Consider the following 19,156-nt stretch of genomic DNA (forward strand, 5'->3'; position numbering starts at 1 on the left):
TTTGCGTATGGGCTGGGAAGCAAAATAACTCATAAAGCGTTAATATGGATACCGTACTTGGCCCCTCACCACTCTTGGAGCAAAAAATATGCGCCTTCAGGATTTAATTGACGAGGCTAGCGCTCTTCCCGTCGACGAACGAGCGCTGGTTATAGAGTCATTATTGAAAAGCCTAAACCCAAACGAAGCCAGTATTGACGAAAAATGGGTAGAAGTTGCCAAGTGCCGCCTGGACGACCTGGATTCCGGCAGGGTGAATCCTGTGCCCGGCGATGAGGTTTTCAGAAAGATTCGGAGCAGGCTGCAGAAATAATGGATTATTCCTTTCACCCCGCAGCGGAAGCGGAATTGAATGATGCAATCGATTACTACGAATCAATTCAAACTGGCCTCGGAGTAGATCTCGCCGAGCAAGTCGAGCAAGCAGTAGCCAGAGCTGTCAAATTCCCCCAGGCCTGGAGCTTCATTCGAAAGCCTGTTCGTCGCTCACTCGTCAAACGATTTCCCTATGGCGTTCTTTACGTTGAAAAGAAGAACAGCATTTTCATTCTTGCTGTTATGAATCTTCATCGCGAGCCAGATTATTGGGAAAACAGGCAATAACCGAGGATTCCTCGGTAGTTACCGATAATTCCCGGAACACAGAAACAGCTGCACACCCATTGCACTTATCCTGGTGCCAAGAGGCATGTCCGTCACCAAGGCCGCCGGCTGGAGTATTTTCAGCAGCTTGCCGCAACCATTGATGGCCATTCCCGCTTACCTGTTCGTAAGTACCTTCAAACCCATGCTTCCCTTCGGCCTTGGTTTGGCTGCGGGTGCTATGATCTGGATGGTGTTTGCCGAGCTTCTGCCGGATGCTAATAAAAAGCTGGAGCCGGCTTCAGTTGGTGTTGTGATTGTACTGGCCTTTCTGGGCATGATGGTTTTCCAGCTCGCCATCCACTGACCGCGGAAGTACTGGATAGCCAGTAAGCTATTGCGGCGAACGACACTTAATACGTTTTTGAACTATCGAAGGTAACTCTATGCAGAACCGGGATATTTCCGGGAACGCCACGCAAAACCCGATACTTGTCTCGTTCCATTCAGAGGCAAGCCAGTTAACCTGGCAGCCCCTCGGTGACCGCGTGATGGGCGGGCAGTCTAACGGCACCGTTGATCTTGCAGAGGGCGGCGTTGGCGTCTTTCACGGCACTGTGCGACTGGACAACGGCGGCGGATTTTCGTCTGTGAAAGCTGACCTGCCGGAACCTTTCGATGCAGCTGACTACACCGGTATCGAGCTTCTTGCTCGGGGCGACGGAAAAACCTACAAGATCGGCCTTCGCAACAGCACCAACCGGCGCAGCATTGTGTACCAACATGCATTCACACCAGGTACAGAAGAATGGAGCCGCATCCGACTCCCCTTCAGTGATTTCATCCCTACCTGGCGCGGCAAAACATTGACCGATGAGGCAGCACTGAATCTTTCGCACCTGGCTTCGGTCAGCCTTTTTGTTTCCGGACGACAGGCTGGTGAATTTCAGCTGCGGATGCAGGATTGGAGGTTGATCCGATGACCAAACTCGCTCTGATAACCGGTGCCAGCGCCGGCATTGGCCGTGAAGCCTGCGCCCTCTTTGCCCGGAAAGGCTACAGGGTGATCGCCCTGTCCCGACAGCCAGCTGGTGTCGAGTCTGCCGATCTGGAGCTGGCGCTGGATCTAGAGTCCTTTGACCAGATCGAAGGGCTTGCGGGCGCTCTGGACACGGAAATTGCAGCAGCCGAGCGGGTGATTCTGGTCAACAACTCCGGTTACGGGCAATTCGGCGCGCTTCGCGATCTCTCCGAACCCATGTGGCAAAAGCAGTTCAGTACCCACGTATTCGGCCCCATCAAGCTGGCTGCTGTCTGCCTGGGGCTCTGCGAACAGCACGGTAAACCCTTGCGGGTCATCGCGGTTAGCTCCGTTCTCTCCATCGCGCCCCAGAAAATGAAAGGCGCCTACTGTGCCGCCAAATCCGCGATGAACACGGCCCATGAGAGTTTCTGGTTTGATGAACAGGGCAGCAACAGCCTGGAAAGTATCTCGCTGGTGCTCCCGGGCCCCGTGGTGACCCGGTTCAGAGAGCATGCCCTGGCCGCGTTGCAGCCCGTGCTTGGCCAGGCCAGCGCCGTGCACCGGGAAAAGTACAAGGCAATGGAAGCAGCGCTCGCGCCAGGCGCCAGAATCAAGCCCTTTACAGCCAGTGCGTCGGACGTCGCGAAAAAGATTGTCAGGGCAGCAGAGGCGACACGACCCAAGCCTCGATACCTGGTTACACCCCAGACCTACGCTGCCGAATTTATCACCCGGTTTATTCCCCGGTCGATCCAGAGAATCATCTTTAGGTAAGGCGGGCCTTCTTCACCCGCCGGGACCGGCTCAATTCATCCTTAACAAAAGCCCCGACGGCCTTGAGGATACCCAGGTCCGGATCAGCCTCTTCGCCATCCGCCAGCCGGAAAATCTGCTGGTAGTACCACGCCTGGCCGCCCAACACGTTAATGACTTTGATTGGCATCAGCGGACTCGCTGGTGAGAAAAACCCTCGTTGAGCAAGTTTGACGTAATCTTCGTAGCAAACCGTCTTATCGATGCGGCCATCAAGCAGATCTTTGGGCGTATCGGGATCAGTGCAGAGCGGCCGGCCAAGGCCAATCACGTCGGTTTCGCCATTGGCGACTGCCTCTTCCATAAACGCGCGCGTTCGGAATCCACCGGTGACCATCAGCGGGCAATCGCACACCTCGCGAATCGTCTGGGCGTAATCCAGGAAGTAAGCCTCCCGCTTGCGCGTGCTCTCTCGCATGGCCGGCCCGTCGCTCGCCGTGTCGGCATCACCACTGTACCCGAGCAGCCGTGGCTGCTCATATGTGCCGCCAGACACCTCCAGCAAATCAATACCCTCCTCATTGAGCCAGCGCACCACCTTCACGGACTCATCGAGCGTAAAACCGCCCTTGCGGAAATCGTCGGAATTCAGCTTTACCGCCACCGGAAACTCCGGCCCCACAGCGGCGCGAGTCGCCCGCACCACCTCCAGCAGGAAACGGGCGCGATTCTCCAGTGAGCCACCCCAGCGATCGGTACGCTGATTGGTGACCGGCGACAGAAAAGACGACAGCAGATACCCATGGGCCCCGTGCACCTGAACGCCGGTGAAGCCCGCCTCCTTGGCGATCCGGGCCACGTTGGCGAAGCGCTGGATAAAATCGAGGATCTCCGGCTCCGTGAGTGCTCGTGGGCGGGCATAGTTGCCCATCAGCGATAGCTGGACTTCCGACGGCCCCATTGGGCGCGTGGTCACATAACGCGGCGACTGGCGACCGGCATGGGAGATCTGCATCCACAAATGGTTGCCGTTGCGCGTGCCCGCTTCGGCCCAGGCGCGCAGCTGGGCCATACCCTCCGGCTCGCCTTCAGCCGGCGCAGGATCAATCGCCACGTTACCCGGCCGCTCCAGCACCCGGTGATCAATCATCACGTTGCCGGTAATCAGCAGCCCTGCTCCGCCATCGGACCAGCAACCGTAAAGGGTTTCATGGCGGTGGGTGGCGTGGAGCTGATCGTCTGCCAGTCCTTCGGTCATGGCGGCCTTGGCAAGTCGGTTAGGCAGTACGGCTCCGCAGGGGAGTTTCAGAGGTTGGGCAAGCGGTGATTCGGTCATGGATAATTCCTGCTGTTCAAGCATAAGTTTACAGCCCCAACCACTCTGCCAGCTGAAGATTGGTTTTCAGCCTCAGTCGCTGCTGAAGCATCCCCTCAAAGACGCCTTCCACGGTTCGTTCCTGCCCCAGCAATGGCAGTGAGGCCTCAGCCTCTGAGAAAAACTGCTCCTCACGAGACGTGCCCACAATCGCTTGCTCCCACCAGTTCACTACTCGAGGGTGCGCCTCTTTGAGCAGCAAGTCCCCGGGAAGCTTTTCGGACTTCGAAGCATTAGCCGTGTGGCTTGATGGCATCAGATTCCAGAGATCGTTGTTGTTCCATCGCGACCACGGAAAACAGTGGTCAACGTCAAACCGCTTCGCTTTGAGATTTTGGGCTGTCCATACGCACTCGACCCGACCAGTCTCGAGCTGCTGGTTAATCATGTGACGGACAGCTGACGTATCGCGCCGACCTTCCACCCACTGTAAACCACGATGATAGTCATCCATGCGGTAACGCAGATCCCAGCTACCCATCAGATCAATCCATTCATTAACAATCGCAGGCTCAATCCAGCACGCATAGCGACTGAACGCATCCCAGAGAAATGAAGGAACACGGAAGGTACCGAACCGGGAAAGCGTTGCTTTGTCCAAACGCACCGACTCCTTCCTGATGGTAATCCTGGCCGAACCACCCTCGAAGATGGGACGGTTACTCCCGGGCCAGGTCGTGAAATGGGCGGGGTTCTTGAGAATGGTCGAGCAAGCATCCCGGATAGCGCGCAGGACTACTGGAGCAACATCCGCCGACAGCGACATACCCACTCTGAAATCAAGCGGCGTGAAACTCTGCAGTTTGAAGAAATCCTCCGTGGCAAAAGCATAGCCACGGCTACCTGGCGCTTGCCGCAGCTGATGCCGGAGCACCAGAGGGTGATAAAGCATAATCCAGAACAGCCCGACCGCTCCGAGCGGAATATCCACCCAGTCATCAGTCCGCTTAAGCGCCAGACCGGGCGCACCGTCGGCGATCCGGACAAGGGTTCGCAGCAAACCCAACTTGTAAGTCGAGGACTTGTTATCGTTAACGATGATGTGGCGGACTGTCGGCAATGCGCCGGTGCCGTCGTCCGCCAACCGGAAAGCCAGTGTCTCCCAGGATACTTCGTCCCTCTGGAGCTCATCCTTCTTGCGCCCGACCGGCACCGGAAGCGGGATCAGTGCCCGGCGCTTGGCGAAGCCCTCCAGCTCTTCCCTGCTAACATTATAGAAAACGCGTTCGCCGTCACCAGGCCCATGCCGAAGCGTGATCACCAACATGCCACCGGGTGCCAAAAGCTCAGTCAGGATTCGAAAAGCACGTTCACGATCGGATGGCGTGATATGCATCCAGACAGCGGATACAAGAATAAGATCGAAGCGATAGCTCAGCTTCCGGATCTTACCTAGATCGGGCAATTGATCGTCTAACCAGTGAATGCTCTGATTGTGAGTGGCGGCCTGCCCCAACTCTCGCAACCCAGCTGCAGGCTCTACTGCGACAACATCCCAGCCCTGCGCTGCAAGGGCACTGGAATCGCGACCGCTGCCTGCGCCGACATCGAGAGCAAGGCCTGCTTTATCGCCCAGGAAGGAGAGCCAGTCTTGGTGAACCTGTTCGAAGGTCAGGGACTGGTATTGGGTGAAGAAGTTTTGGGCGTTTTTGTTGTAGGGACGGTAACTCATGCCGCCGCCAGCTTCGCTGCCTGCTGCCACATAAAGTTTGGCATCGGCGTTCGGAGTTTCCAGGTCATACTCATCGGCTGGGAACCGGTGTGAGACACGTAATCCACCTCACCATAATTCACAAACCCCATCGTGCGACCATATTCGTCTTTCGCCTGCTCTCTTACAAACAAGAACAACCGCTTGTTGATGGCTTGGTGTTGAATATAGTCCTTCCCTTTACCACGGTCAGGCCGGGAACTGTTTTGCGACTGCCAGTGGAATAACTGCTCATTGATGGCGTAGTCATGGTACATGGTGGTTGGGGAGAACTGCTTTTCGTTTTTGTCCAAGGTGACAAACATCAGCTCAATATTTTGATCCTGAATGACATATACACCTTCCCTCGATGGTGGGTTATGCTCGAACGTCATCGCACCAAAGCCAACCAGAATCTGCTCTCGGGAATAGCGGGCGTGCAATCGTAGCGGGACTTCCCGCAACTCCGGCATCGCCGGCTGCTCGTGTTTGGTTTTCGCCAATTTCCAGTCGAGCACGTCCACCAGCTCCTGTTCCAGCCCCAGCTTGCTGAGTCCTGCCAAGCTTTGTGTCAGCGAATCAAATTCCAGCTCTGGCCCTGCTTTCTGCCAGAAGTCGTAATGGCACATGAGTGCCTGGCGACCTTTCGGGTCGTCACAGCTAAACCCTGCTTGGCATAGCTTCTTAAGAAACAGCAGGTACTGGTGATCGTCGCAGATCAAAATCCGATTGTGGATGGCCTTCTTCGCCAGTTTAAACGAGTCATCGGCTCTGTCTTCGTCTTTTGCCTTGCTCACCAACTCGGCCCAACTGCCCCGTTTGTAGAGTTCGTTCAGGTCGATGTGGGGATGATGGGTTATGAAGTTCTTCAGCGTGAGTGGCTGAGTGGAATGCTGTGGGAACTGCCGAACAAGAGACACCAGCCGCTTCATGGTCAGCGTGGCTTGCCGGATGTTGCTCAGCACCATTTCCTGGGTTTTCTTGGTGAGCTCAATTCGGCAACCCAGTGGTGCATGGGGAAAGCCCTGCTTCAGTTCTTCCGAAATTGAGCGTTCTGACTTTCCCACCAGTGCCCGGAATTTATTGGCGAAATCATATTCAGGCCGAGAATTACCAACAAAGTCCAAGACTGTGCAGCAATCTTTGTCGTCAGCAAGGCGCAAACCCCGACCCAGTTGCTGAAGGAAGATGGTCAGGCTTTCGGTTGGGCGCAGGAATAACAGGGTGTCGACTTCCGGAATATCGACGCCTTCGTTGAATATGTCGACCACACACAGCACGTTGATTTGCCCGGAGCGAATGGCTTGCTGCTTTTGTTGGCGTTCGTGGCTGTTGTCACTAGTGAGCACATCGGCCTTGATGCCGTGCAACAGGAGCTGCTCCACCATGAAGGTCGCGTGTTCACGGCTCACACAGAAAGCGAGAGCTTTCATGCTGGCTATATCGGTGACGATTTCCCGCAAGCTTCGCAAAATCTTTTTTACGCGATTCTGGTTGTGCGTATACAAGTTCGTCAACTGAGCAATATCGTAACGCCCACGACTCCAAGGAATAGTGCGCAGGTCGGTGTCATCATCTATTCCAAAGTATTGAAAGGGGCAAAGGTGGCGGCGGTTGATGGCCTCCGGTAACCGGAGTTCGGCGGCAATCACGCCACCAAAGTCGCTGAGAATATCGCCGCCATCGTGTCGCTCCGGAGTCGCTGTCAGTCCCAGCAGTATTTCGGGCGAGAAGTGTTCCAATACCGCCCGATAACTCGATGCGGCGATGTGGTGCACTTCGTCGATTACGATGTAGTCGTAATAGCCTTCAGTGAGCTTTAGCTGATCCAGCTGGTTATTCAGAGTCTGAATCGAAACGAACAATTGCCGGTAGTGTTCCGGCAACTGGCCGCCTACCCAGAGTTCACCGAAAGCATTATTACGCAGCACGCCACGGTAAGCTTCCCGGGCTTGGCGCAGAATTTCTTCCCGGTGCGCCACAAACAGAAAGTGGGCGTTTGGTTTTGCTTTCAGGAAGCGCCGAAAATCAAACGCCGAGATCAGGGTCTTGCCGGTGCCAGTGGCGGCCACCACGAGGTTTCGCAAACGCTGGTGCACGTCCCGCTCAACAGAGAGTTGCTCTAGAATGTCTTTCTGATGCGGAAACGGCGTAATTTCGAAATAGTGGGAGGAGCCGGGAGCGTCCAACCCTTTTTGTTGTTTTAGTGCGCGGTTGAGCTTTTCGGTACTCTCAGCCCGGCCATCGAACCATTCAAAGTCTTCCGAAGCCCAATAGGTTTCAAAGGTGCTGAGCGATTTGTTGATGATGTGAGGGATTTCCTGAGCGGTGATCTTAAGATTCCACTCAAGGCCATTGGTCAGCGCCGATCGAGATAGGTTTGATGAACCGATGTAACCGGTGTGAAAACCCGTGTTCCGGAGGAACAAATAGCTCTTGGCGTGCAGCCTTTCACGCTCGGTGTTGTAGCTCAGCTTCACTTCGGTGTTCGGCAGGCTAGCCAGATACTCAACGGCTTTGGCATCCGTTGCCCCCATGTAGGAGGTGGTGATGATTTTCAGCTCTCGGCCACTCGCGGTGAAGGCTTCCAGTTCTTTCCGGAATATCCGAATTCCGGCCCATTTGATGAACGAGACCAACCAGTAAATCCGGTCCGCTGACAAAATCTCGCGCTTTAGCTCTGACTCCAGTGACAAGCCAGCATTACTGCCTGAAAATAACTCACTCTGTGTGAGTCCTGTGAGCGGGAAAACGTCTTCAACATACTGCTTCAGGTTCGCAGCAACCGGGTTTTCCAGCTCATAAAGCGCGGTGAGGATCTTTCCTTGGCTATCGAGGAGGTTCTCATCCAGGAACCCATCATCCTGCACCTTCCCCTTGAGCCACATCAGCAACTGATTCGATAACTCGATTTGCTCCTGAAGTCGGTTATCGCCCGAAGGCACCGACCCAATAGCGAACTCCAGAATGTTAGTAAGGAATCGTGACAACCATACAGATGCTTCCACACTGCTAAGCTGGCGCTCACCGACGTAAAATTGTTTCCTGTCCAATCTGTTTTCTACGAGCCGGGTAATAAGCTGCTCGTAGATTCCGGTCTGCTGCATCGTGTACGTCCCACATTGATGACTTCCAGAAGAACGGCGCGGTGGCCACCGGCATTCCTTATATCTCGCAATCTAACTAAATCCGGTGGAATGACGTTAACCCCTAAAATGTCGGATTTCCACGAAATCCGCGATCCTCCCGACAGGCTTTTTTTGGCAATCGAGCGATTGCTATCGATTACAGTGTAGCCTCACATGACACCAGTTAGATCCAGCGCTTCCACATCGTGGACGCACCGGACAGCCACAACCGAATATCCAGCTTGCCGGTCAGCCGGCCGTAACTTGCAAAGCACTGCTTGGCGTCGCTAGTTATGCCTGTGCAACTGCATGAACCTTCAAGCTCTGGAGGTCAATAGGTGGTACACCAAGGTCGCTCCAGTTCCCTGGATGACAGCTAAACAGCAGTATCTGATGCCGACTGGCCGCATCAAACAGGATGCGTTTCATGTCTTCCAGGCGCTCGCTGTCACTGTGCACCAGGGTGTCGTCCAGAATGACCAGCGTTGGCCTTCCGGCTTCCCTTAGCAGATCGGCGTAGGCCAGGCGGCTGATCAGTCCCATCTGTTCCCTAGCGCCAAAACTCAGTTCGGTGATCTGTCCCAGTTCGCTGCCCCGGCTGAAGGTGCCGGGCCGGAGCTGTTCGTCGACTTCCAGTGAGGCTTCCGGGAAAAGCACCGACAGGTAATGGTTGAGGTGCTTTTGCAGCGGTGCCTGCAGGCGGCGTGTGAGGGCCTGGCGTTTTTCTGTGAGCAGGTTCAGCAGCAGATCCAGGGCCTGGGCGCGGCGGTGCAATTCCTGATAGCGGCGATTGCACTGGTCGTACTCCGCCTCTTTCTCATTGAGCTGTTCTTCCAGCCCTTCGGCACCCCAGGCTTCAAGCCTGACTTTGATATCCCTGAGCTCACGCCCGCGGTTTTCCTGGGTCTGGCGTAGTTGATTGACCGCATTCTGGTAGCGTTCGATGTCTTGCTTGAGAAAGTCCGGTCGGGCTTCGCGGATTTCCCGTTCGCGGCGTTCGAGGCTGGCTTGCAGCTCGGCCTGTTGTTTTTCGAGGTTCGCCAGGTCGGTGGTGATTTGCTGAAGCTGCTGTTGCCGTTCCGGGCTCTTTTCTTCATCCGCCAGCCGCTGCCATTCGGTTTTAGCGTTGTCCCGCGCCTGCTTCAGTGCCGACCGCTTTGCCTGGTGCTCACGCTCATCGGATTCGGCCTTGTCCAGCGCGGTGCCGGCCTGAACGAAAGCGGCTTCTGCCTCCTCCAGGGCGGGTACGTTCTCTTTCTGGTCCGGTTCTGGCGTGGCCTGCAACTGGCTTTTGGCTTTCGCCAGTTCGCTTTCCGCCTCGCTCTGTTCGGAGACAAGTTGCTCAATGCCGGCCGGTGCCACGGATTTCAGCAAATCTTCGGCGTGCTTCTGGGCTCTTCCGGCACTTTCGAAGGCTGAAAGCCGGTCTTCGGCCTGTTCCACGGATGTCACGCCGAGGGTCTTCAGCTGTTCGGCGAAGCTGTCCTCAAGGGTTTTAAGCTTCCGGCGGGTGCTGGCAAGCTCTTCGCCGCCGGGGGTTATGCCCAGGGTACCCACGCCCGGGATAACCAGGGTGGATTCTTCCAGAAGCTGCTGCTCGCCCTGCCCGGTGAGTTGCTCGTTGTTCAGTGTTAATGATGCATTGGGCTCCAACTGCCAGCTCAATCGGGTGGCGATGGTTCGTGAACGGATGGTCTCTTCGTTCAGCTGGTTCCTGGTGGCTCTCAGCTTTTTGACCAACTCTGCATCAATGCGGTTTTCCCTGGCCTGTTGCCTGGCTTGCTCCAGCTGCTGGTGGTATTCCTTTGCTTTGGCAAGGTTCTGGGTCAGCACTTGTTTTTGCTGTTCAAGCCGGCGGACATCCTGCTCCAGCCGCTCCAGGGTTTGCAGAAGACCCGCCAGTTTGCGTTGCTTCTCCGCTTGCTCATAGGCGCTTCTGGCTTCGCTCAAACGGCCTGCAATCATCGGAGTTTGGGCTTCTGCGGTGGAGAGGTCTCGCTCCGCTCGGTCCAGTTCGGCTTTTCGGCCTTCAAGCTGGCGGCTGAGTCCTTCCAGGTGTTCCTTGTTCTGCTGCAACAAGCGGTGGTTTTGCTGCAACTGGCTGAGCGTGGCTTTCTCCTGGTTCTGTTGCTGCTCCAGGCGCTCAACCTGCTGATAGCGCAGGCGGGCTTCCTCCAGCTGTCGCTGGGCGTCTTCCCATGGGCGCTCGGCCTCGGCCTGATCAAAATCCTGGGCCAGCTTGCCAAGCCGGTCGACCTGCTCCTGGTATTTATGCACCCGCTCCTTCAGCTCTTCAATTTCAAGTTCATATTGAGCGCGGTCTTTTTCCAGTTTCAGGTAATCGCCCCGGGGCTTGCCGGTGCCGGTCAGCAGGGTGTCCCGCTGGCTGCGGACCGTCTCGATCAGGTCGTCGCCCCCGGAGCTGGCCACCTCTCCCACCATGGAATTCAGTGCAGACTTCAGATGATCACCGGCATGCTCTATGGCCTGTTCGATGTCCTGCCCGGTGCCCTGCTCCACCCACAGCAGTCCCGGTATGCCCCAGTGTTCGGCTTTGCTGGCGCCACGTTTCGGGTACTGGTAGCCCAGCAATTCGGCCAGTTTTTCTTCGGCGTCGTCTTCACTGTAGGCCTCGGTGCCGACTACCAGGTCGCACCGTTTGCGCTGGAGAAAGCTTTTGGTGAGACGCCACGTGCGGTTGTCGTGCTCGAAATCCAGCTCAATGGTGGGCGCCGCGGCGGAGTCGCCCCACGGGCGCAGATCGTCCACGGCCGTTGAACGATAGCGTTCGAAAAACGCGGCACGGATGGCACGTACCAGGGTGCTTTTGCCGGACTCGTTGGGGCCGTGAATCAGGTTGAGGCCGGGTTGCAGGTTGTCCAGAACAAAGGGTTTGCGGAACTGGCGCAGCTGTTCAATGCGCATTCGCTGCAGCTTCATTGCCCCACCTCCTGTTCCCGCTCCCTGAGCAGCCCTGCCAGGATCGCCAGGGCATCCCGGGCGACATCATCCTGGGCCCCTTCCTGCCGCTCCCGCAGGCTTTCAACCACCTCGCCCACGTAGCCATCCGCTTTCAGGGCCGCGATGTCTTCATCGGTGGGCGTAAGCTGAAGCCCGCTCCGCTCACAGCGAAGGCTGCGGAATCGCGCTTCGGCCACCGACAAGGCCTTCAACAGGGTTTCTTCGCCGGCCAGGGTCACTGAGCCTTCAAGGCGCAGATCGACAACGGCGGATTCGGGCAAGGTGTTCAAACGCTCCAGCAGCTGTTCGAGATCGGAATGAACCGCCAGGGTTTCCCGCCACTGGTGCCATTGATACCGCCCGGTTGGGAGTGAGGTTACTGTCGGGGTTGCCCCGGGTTCGGACACTTCAACGATCAGGGCATTCCCCGCTTCGTTGTTCCGGAACCGTTCCGGCTCGGGGGTTCCACTGTACCAGGTGCGTTCATCGATCTGTTTGGTGCCGTGCCAGTCGCCCATGGCGAGGTAATCGAGCCTGCTGGCTTTCGCACGGTCTGGCGCAATGGGGTTGGTGGAATCAATCTCGTCTGGCAACAGGCCCTGGACACTGCCGTGGGCCAGGCCGACTCTGAGAAAACCTTCCGGTGATTCATAGCCGCTGAATGGCTCGGTCAGATCGCCGTAGGTATGGCGCTGAGTCAGCGGCGCGCAGAGGATGCTGACGAGCTGGGGTTCCAGATCAATCACGCCGGGCTGAAGCGCGAGATGGACGTTCTCCGGCACCGCACCGACGCGTTGGGCTCGTGTCCATACGCTCTCTGCCAGGGCGGCGTCGTGGTTGCCTGGCAGCATGACCCAGGGGCCGGTAAACCCCTTTGTGGCGTTGAATACTCGCCGGATCGTGCGATCGGAGACCGTTTGGGCATCAAAGACGTCGCCTGCCACCAATACCGCATCGCACTGATGTTCGTTGGCCAGTTGAGCAAGTGTTTCAATGGCCTCGAACCGGGCCTCGACCAGGGCGGCACCGTCTTCAGTCTCGAAACGGGTAAAGGCTCGGCCCATCTGCCAGTCTGCCGTATGCAAAAACTTTGGCATTTTATCTACCTGAAAGATCTGGAAATTTTGGCGTTATTCTAGACTACCCGCGCAAACTTTACAGACGCGATGCGACAATGAACGTCGTTCGGGAGGAGTCTGTTTGCTTGGGACGCTACGCCGGGCTCAACCTGCAGGCTGCATACTTGAACTCCGGGATCTTGCCGAACGGGTCCAGCGCCGGGTTGGTGAGCACGTTCGCTGCCGCCTCCACAAAGGCGAAGGGGACGAACACCATGCCCTCGGGCATGGTTTGATCTGCCCGCGCCGTCAGGGTGATGGTGCCGCGCCGGGTGGCAATTAGAATGTCATTACCCGGAGCTACGCCAATACGATCCAGCTCCGTTGGTGCCAGGTAGGCTGCCGCTTCCGGCTCCCGCTCATCCAGCACCCGGCTGCGACGGGTCATGGCGCCGGTGTGCCAGTGCTCGAGCAAACGCCCGGTGGTTAGCACAATGGGATAGGCCTCATCCACCGGCTCATCCGGTGGCAGTGGGCTGGCCGGTGAGAATCTCGCACGGCCTCCTGCGCGCGGGAAGGCATCGGAGAAGACAACGTCCTGGCCCGGGGCGTCATCCGCGGGGCATGGATAGGTGACGGACCCTTCGCGCTCCAGGCGAGACCAGGAGATATGATCCAGTGAATGCATGCCCTGCTTCATTTCTTCAAACACTTGCTCGGGGCCGGCGTAGTTCCAGGCCAGCCCGAAACGCCGGGCGATTTCCTGAACAACCCACCAGTCGGGCTTTGCCTCCCCCGGGGGCGCCAGCGCGGCACGGCCCATTTGCACCTGGCGGTTGGTGTTGGTGACGGTGCCTGATTTTTCCGACCAGGCGGCGGCAGGCAGAATCACATCGGCAAACTGGGCGGTCTCTGTGGCGAACAGGTCCTGCACCACCAGGTGCTCAAGGGCAGCGAGCGCGGCCCGGGCGTGAGTAAGGTCCGGGTCGGACATCGCGGGGTTTTCGCCGAGGATGTACATGCCCTTGATAGTGCCCGCCTTGATGGCGTCCATGATCTCCACCACGGTGAGCCCCGGCTTCGGGTCCAGTTCGGTGTTCCAGAGCTCTTCGAAGGCGGCGCGCAACTGGGCATCCCCGACCGGTTGGTAATCGGGCAGTACCATGGGGATCAAACCGGCATCCGAGGCTCCCTGCACGTTGTTCTGCCCCCGCAACGGGTGCAGGCCGGTACCGGGCCGGCCAGTGTGGCCGCAGGTGAGCGCCAGGGAAATCAGGCATCGAGCGTTGTCTGTGCCGTGCACGTGTTGGGAGATACCCATGCCCCAGAAAATCATCGCTCTATCAGCCTCGGCGTAAGCTCGGGCCACTTCACGAATGGTGTCGGGCGCCACGCCGCAAACCGGGCTCATCACCTCCGGGGTCATGCCCTCAACGCTGGCCGCCAGCGCCTCGAAGCCTTCGGTGTGGGCATCAATGTAGGCCTGGTCGAAGAGTCCTTCGCTGATAATCACATTGAGCATGGCGTTGAACAGTGACACGTCGCCACCCGGCGAGAAACGCAGGCTGCGCCAGGCATAGGCGTCCAGCGCCTGGCCCCGGGGGTCGATGATAATCAGCCTGGTGCCGTTTCGGGCCGCCTGCTTGAAGTAGGTAGCGGCCACAGGATGGTTCACCGCCGGGTTGCAGCCGGTGAGGATGACCACATCCGCCTCCAGCGCCTGCATGAAGGAAGCGGTCACGGCGCCGGAGCCCAAACATTCCATCAACGCCGCCACGGAGCTAGCGTGGCAAAGCCGGGTGCAGTGATCAACGTGGTTTGAACCGAAACCGGTGCGCACCAGCTTCTGGAACAGCCAGGCTTCTTCGTTGGAGCACTTGGCGCTGCCAAAGCCGGCGAGTGCATCCGGTCCGTGCTGGGTTTTAAGTTGGGTTAATCCACCTGCCGCCAGATCCAGGGCCTCTTCCCAACTTGCCTCTCGAAAGTGCGTTAACGGATTGACCGGATTAAAGTCCGGGTCGAGCCCCTTGGGGACGCCCTCCCGGCGAATCAGTGGCCGGGTGAGACGTGCCGGGTGCGAGGGGTAATCGAAGCCGAAACGGCCTTTCACGCAGAGCCGGCCCTGGTTTGAGGGGCCGTCTTTGCCTTCAACAAACAAGATGCGTCCTTGCTGCTCGCCTGCTTTTCCTTCGGCATGAGCAGGCTCGTCTTTCACGTGATAGGTCAGCTGGCAGCCCACGCCGCAATAGGGGCAAACGGAGTCGACAGTGCGGTCGGCCGTGGCGGAATCTCCGCGGCCCTGGGCATCGATCAGGGTGGCGGGCATGAGCGCGCCCGTCGGGCAGGCCTGCACGCATTCGCCACAGGCAACGCAGGTGCTGTCGCCCATGGGGTCATCAAAATCAAACACTACCTTGGACGCGGCACCGCGATGCGCCAGGCCGATCACGTCGTTGCCCTGCACTTCGCGGCAGGCGCGCTCGCACAAGCCGCAGGTGATGCAGGCATCCAGATTCACGTTCATGGCAGAGTGAGTGGCGTCATGGCCCCGGGCGTGGGGCAGCGAATCCGATCGCGGCGCGACATGGTGAACCGTTGGCTCGTTGCGCTCTGAACGGGCCGGGAGGCGCTGGCGCACATCCCCGACATCAATCGCCAGTTGATCCGCCGTTTCCCATAAGTGGCTTGAACGATCGGGGCTGCTATCTTGCGCAGGTTGATCGGCCAGTAACAATTCCAGCACCGCTCTTCTGGCTTCCTGGGCACGGGCGGAGCCAGCGCTTCGCACCACCATGCCGGGCACTGCCTCGCGAATACAGCTTGCGGCGAGCACCCGCTCACCCTCCACTTCCACCATGCAGGCGCGGCAATTGCCGTCCGCTCGGTAACCCGGGGCGTCTTTGAAGCACAAGTGCGGGATAGTCTCGCCGGCGCGCTTGGCCACTTGCCACAGGGTTTCGCCGGGGTAAGCCTGCACTTCTACGTCGTCCAGTGTCAGGGTGAAGCTTGTGGTCGCATCACTCATGGCTGCCTCCCCTAACCTTTCGCGATCAGGTTGCTGCTGGCGAGTTCGCTGCGGAAGTCCCGCAGCAGGCTCAGCACCGGATTGGGTGCGGCCTGGCCGAGACCGCAGATGGACGCATCCGCCATCACTCCGGCCAGCTGCTGGAGCGTCTGTTCATCCCAGGTATCCCGCTCCAGCAAGGTGAGCATTTTCTCGGTGCCCACACGGCAGGGCGTGCATTGGCCGCAGGACTCATCCGCAAAGAATCCCAACAGGTTGGCAGCCGCAGCCTGCAAATCATCCTGATCCGACAGAACGATCACGGCAGCGGAGCCGATAAAGCAGCCGTGCTCCTGCAGGGTGTCGAAATCCAGCGGAATATCGGCTTTGCTGGCCGGCAGTATGCCGCCGGAGGCCCCGCCGGGCAGATAGGCCAGGAGCCCATGCCCTTCGGCCATGCCACCGCAGTATTCCTCGATCAATTCATTGAGGGTGATGCCAGCGGGTGCGACGTGCACACCGGGCCGAGCAACCCGTCCTGACACCGAAAAGCTGCGAAGCCCCTTGCGACCATGCCGGCCCTGGCTCGCGAACCAGTCGGCGCCCTGGGCGTGGATGCGGGGAATCCAGTAAACGGTCTCGACGTTGTTAACGAGTGTGGGCTGGTTAAACAATCCCTTCTGGGCTACGAACGGCGGGCGATGGCGTGGCTTGCCGGGTTTGCCTTCCAGGGACTCGATCAGGGCAGATTCCTCGCCGCAAATGTACGCGCCCGCGCCCCGGCGTAGGATTACAAAGCCGGGTTCTACGATGCCGGCAGCTTCCAGTTCGGCAACGGCGTCTTTCAGCACACCGAGGAGGCCTGGATACTCATCGCGCAGGTAGATGTAGAGGGCCTTCGCCTCAACCGCCCAGGCGCTAACCAGTGCACCTTCCAGGAAGACGTGGGGTTCTCGTTCCAGGTAATAACGATCTTTGAAGGTACCCGGCTCTCCTTCATCCGCGTTAATCACCGCATAACGGGGCCCCGGTTCGGCCCGCACGGCCTGCCATTTACGGAATGTTGGAAATCCGGCGCCGCCCAGGCCGCGCAGGCCTGCCTGTTGAAGTTCTTCCGCGAGGGACTCGACAGTAACCTGACCGTCTCGGCAATCCTTCAGCAACTGGTAACCACCTACCGAGCGGTAATCCGCCAGCTTCTGCCAATGGATGTCGTCGGGTTGAATCTGCTTTTGTTCGACTGCCGCGCCGACCGTCTCAACAGTGGCGTTGCCTACATGATGTTGTCCCACGGCCACCACGGGTGCTGTCTCGCAGCGCCCCATGCAGGGCGCGAGGACCACGCGCACCTGGCTCGGGTCAGCCCCATCAGCCAGCGCCTCGTGCAGTGCGCCTGCGCCCGCCAGTTGGCACGAAAGCGAGTCACACACCCGCAGAGTTATCTCAGGCGGTGGGGCTTGTTCATCATGAATGACGTCGAAATGGGCGTAGAAAGTCGCCGTTTCATAGACGGCGGCCATGGGCAGGTTCATGAAAGCGGCAAGGGCCCGAAGGCGGGGCATGGAGAGGTAACCGTCTGCGTCCTGCAGTACATGCAGGTGCTCGATAAGGCGATCGCGGTCTCGCAATGACGAATCGACACGTTCGTCACCGATCAGGTCCCGCAGCTCCGACAGTACCGCCGGTTCCAGTTGACGGCCACGTAGAGCAGAGCGCCGGCGTTTGACCATCTTATCGTCTGTGCTCATTGTTGTTGACCAGGCGCCGAGGTATCAAAGACAGCCTTGTTAGCTGACTTGACTAGTTACTGATCATTGAAGCATATGAGACTGGGATTACGCCAGACGATGGCAAGCGGGATGAAGAGATCGAAAACTCGGCCTCGTATATCTTTATCCGCATTTTGACTAGAGTTAAAAGAGCAGTTGATACCCTCAGCCAAAGCGAACGGACTTGCCCCATGAAACCGGATGACCGAATAGCACTCTTCAGTCTTGATTGCGGCAGCGACTTTGCCTCGCAAGTGGCCGCCCACCTGGGCGTACCCCTGGGCAAACATGAGGAACGGGATTTCGAAGACGGCGAGCACAAGATCCGCACGCTGGAGACGGTTCGCAACCGGGATGTATTCGTGGTCCAGTCCCTCAACAGCAGCGATGGCCTCAGCACCAACGACAAGCTCGTGCGTCTGCTGTTTTTACTGGCCAGTCTTCGGGACGCTGGCGCCGGCCGAATCAATGTCGTGGCGCCCTACCTTTGTTACTCCCGCAAGGACAGGAGAACCAAGCCCCATGATCCTGTCACCACCCGCTATGTCGCCCAGCTCTTCGAGGCTGTGACGATCGACACCATGGTGACCGTGGACGTTCACAACCGCGCCGCTTTCGAAAATGCCTTTCGCTGCCCGACAGTGCATCTGAGCGCCAGAGAAGCGTTCATCGACTACCTCCTGCCGGAACTCGGGGACAGGGAAATCACCGTAGCGTCCCCGGATATAGGGGGCGTAAAGCGTGCGGAACTGTTCCGCGAGTCATTGGCGAATCGGCTGGAGCGCCCCGTCGGCAGCGCATTTATGGAGAAGCATCGCAGCCAGGGCGAAATGAGCGGTTCTGCCGTGGTTGGCGATATCCGCAACCGCACCGTGCTGATCCTGGACGACCTGATCGCAGGAGGAGGCACCATGCAGCGGGCTGCGGAAGCGTTCAAAGACCAGGGCGCGGAGGACGTGATCGCCATCGCCACGCACGCTGTGTTCACTCAGGATACCGGGGAAAAACTGTCTTCGCCGGCATTGTCCCGGGTGATTCTCGGCAATACGGTCACTCCGTCACTGCCGTCCAAATCACTGAAGACCAAGGTTGAGCTGGTGGATATTACTGCCGGCATAGCCGATACCATCGCTGCCTTGCATGAAGGCAGGGATGTGACAGATCTGGAGTCCTGAATCCGGGTTTCTTGGGCGCCATCGCTTCAGCCGCCAGCACCTTTGTCGAAATCGGAGGCTATGTTCAGGTAATCCAGCGCTTTTTGCCGCCATGGCCCGCGCCTCTCGCGGAAATCGTCGTCCAGGTGCCAGATCGCCAGCTTGGCCCGTTCTGTGGCTCGGTCAGGCAGACATGCTCCGGCCGCAAATCACCATGGGCCTCAACGAGGATGCCGGCCTTTGCGCGATCCGCAAAGACCGCCGAGTGTTTTTCAATCAGTGTCATTTGCTGGTCACGGACCCGTTTGACCCTGTCCTCCGGAAGGGAGTAATCAATCAACTGTTGGTAGTGATCGTCGATGCCCTCCCGCAAGCGCTCCAGGTACTGGTTCCCCGAGAGCCGGACGCTTGCGGCATCCAGATAAAAACGGGCAAGCAAGTCGGCCGCCGCCGTGACGCGCTGGTATTCCACGGCTGAGGACTTGATCTGTTTTTCCAGCATCGCAGTCTCTGGCAGGCGATGCATGACCACCAGCCAGTCGACGGGAATGCCCTCCGTGCCCAACCTCAGCTCACCACCTGCCTCAATCACAGACTCTAGCAGAGTATGTGACCCGGGTGGATAATGACAAGGGCGGCCTGGTGTCGGCCTGGAGAA

14 protein-coding genes are annotated in these 19,156 nt (G+C 58.3%); 6 read left to right on the top strand and 8 right to left on the bottom strand.

The window, feature by feature from the left end; translation table 11 throughout:
• Positions 1–88: 88 nt before the first annotated feature.
• The 5 genes from AC13DD_RS17930 (at position 89) to AC13DD_RS17950 (ending at position 2,380) form a co-directional block, all read left to right on the top strand.
• Positions 89–313 (top strand): addiction module protein, encoded by a 225-nt coding sequence (locus AC13DD_RS17930; RefSeq protein WP_008171217.1) that lies wholly within the window; start codon positions 89–91, stop codon positions 311–313.
• The gene (locus AC13DD_RS17935) at positions 313–603 is read left to right on the top strand and encodes a type II toxin-antitoxin system RelE/ParE family toxin (protein WP_008171220.1); all 291 of its coding nucleotides are present in this window, start codon (positions 313–315) and stop codon (positions 601–603) included. Before AC13DD_RS17930 ends, AC13DD_RS17935 begins: the two co-directional genes overlap by 1 nt.
• An 85-nt stretch (positions 604–688) precedes the next feature.
• Entirely contained in the window at positions 689–949 is a 261-nt protein-coding gene (locus AC13DD_RS17940) for a ZIP family metal transporter (protein WP_199185513.1), read from the top strand.
• Between the two features lie 79 nt (positions 950–1,028).
• Entirely contained in the window at positions 1,029–1,565 is a 537-nt protein-coding gene (locus AC13DD_RS17945) for a CIA30 family protein (RefSeq protein WP_008171223.1), read from the top strand.
• Positions 1,562–2,380, top strand: coding sequence for an SDR family NAD(P)-dependent oxidoreductase (locus AC13DD_RS17950; RefSeq protein ID WP_008171225.1), 819 nt, complete (start codon positions 1,562–1,564; stop codon positions 2,378–2,380). Before AC13DD_RS17945 ends, AC13DD_RS17950 begins: the two co-directional genes overlap by 4 nt.
• Here AC13DD_RS17950 and AC13DD_RS17955 read toward each other — a convergent pair.
• The 7 genes from AC13DD_RS17955 to AC13DD_RS17985 all read right to left on the bottom strand — a co-directional run bounded on the left by AC13DD_RS17955 (position 2,373) and on the right by AC13DD_RS17985 (position 17,323).
• On the bottom strand, positions 2,373–3,695 hold the full coding sequence (locus AC13DD_RS17955) for an NADH:flavin oxidoreductase/NADH oxidase family protein (RefSeq protein WP_482931548.1): 1,323 nt from the start codon (positions 3,693–3,695) through the stop codon (positions 2,373–2,375). The two genes, AC13DD_RS17950 and AC13DD_RS17955, sit on opposite strands and share 8 nt — an antisense overlap.
• Positions 3,696–3,723: 28 nt before the next feature.
• Positions 3,724–5,406 (bottom strand): class I SAM-dependent methyltransferase, encoded by a 1,683-nt coding sequence (locus tag AC13DD_RS17960; RefSeq protein ID WP_482931549.1) that lies wholly within the window; start codon positions 5,404–5,406, stop codon positions 3,724–3,726.
• Positions 5,403–8,531, bottom strand: coding sequence for a DEAD/DEAH box helicase (locus AC13DD_RS17965; protein WP_482931550.1), 3,129 nt, complete (start codon positions 8,529–8,531; stop codon positions 5,403–5,405). The genes AC13DD_RS17960 and AC13DD_RS17965 overlap by 4 nt, the downstream gene beginning before the upstream one ends.
• 312 nt (positions 8,532–8,843) lie before the next feature.
• Positions 8,844–11,492, bottom strand: coding sequence for an AAA family ATPase (locus tag AC13DD_RS17970; protein WP_482931551.1), 2,649 nt, complete (start codon positions 11,490–11,492; stop codon positions 8,844–8,846).
• Positions 11,489–12,610 (bottom strand): metallophosphoesterase family protein, encoded by a 1,122-nt coding sequence (locus AC13DD_RS17975; RefSeq protein WP_482931552.1) that lies wholly within the window; start codon positions 12,608–12,610, stop codon positions 11,489–11,491. The genes AC13DD_RS17970 and AC13DD_RS17975 overlap by 4 nt, the downstream gene beginning before the upstream one ends.
• Before the next feature lie 115 nt (positions 12,611–12,725).
• A complete protein-coding gene (gene fdhF / locus AC13DD_RS17980; protein WP_482931553.1) occupies positions 12,726–15,596 on the bottom strand; it encodes a formate dehydrogenase subunit alpha in 2,871 nt (956 codons plus the stop codon).
• An 11-nt stretch (positions 15,597–15,607) separates the two neighbouring features.
• Entirely contained in the window at positions 15,608–17,323 is a 1,716-nt protein-coding gene (locus AC13DD_RS17985; RefSeq protein WP_273069361.1) for an NADH-ubiquinone oxidoreductase-F iron-sulfur binding region domain-containing protein, read from the bottom strand.
• 212 nt (positions 17,324–17,535) lie between these two features.
• On the opposite strand from AC13DD_RS17985, the gene AC13DD_RS17990 reads away from it, so the two are divergent.
• On the top strand, positions 17,536–18,519 hold the full coding sequence (locus AC13DD_RS17990; protein ID WP_008174496.1) for a ribose-phosphate diphosphokinase: 984 nt from the start codon (positions 17,536–17,538) through the stop codon (positions 18,517–18,519).
• 64 nt (positions 18,520–18,583) lie between these two features.
• On the opposite strand, the gene AC13DD_RS17995 is transcribed toward AC13DD_RS17990, so the two are convergent.
• Entirely contained in the window at positions 18,584–19,090 is a 507-nt protein-coding gene (locus AC13DD_RS17995) for a hypothetical protein (RefSeq protein WP_008174494.1), read from the bottom strand.
• Between the last annotated feature and the right edge of the window lie 66 nt (positions 19,091–19,156).

Source organism: Marinobacter sp. L-13, from assembly GCF_056857715.1.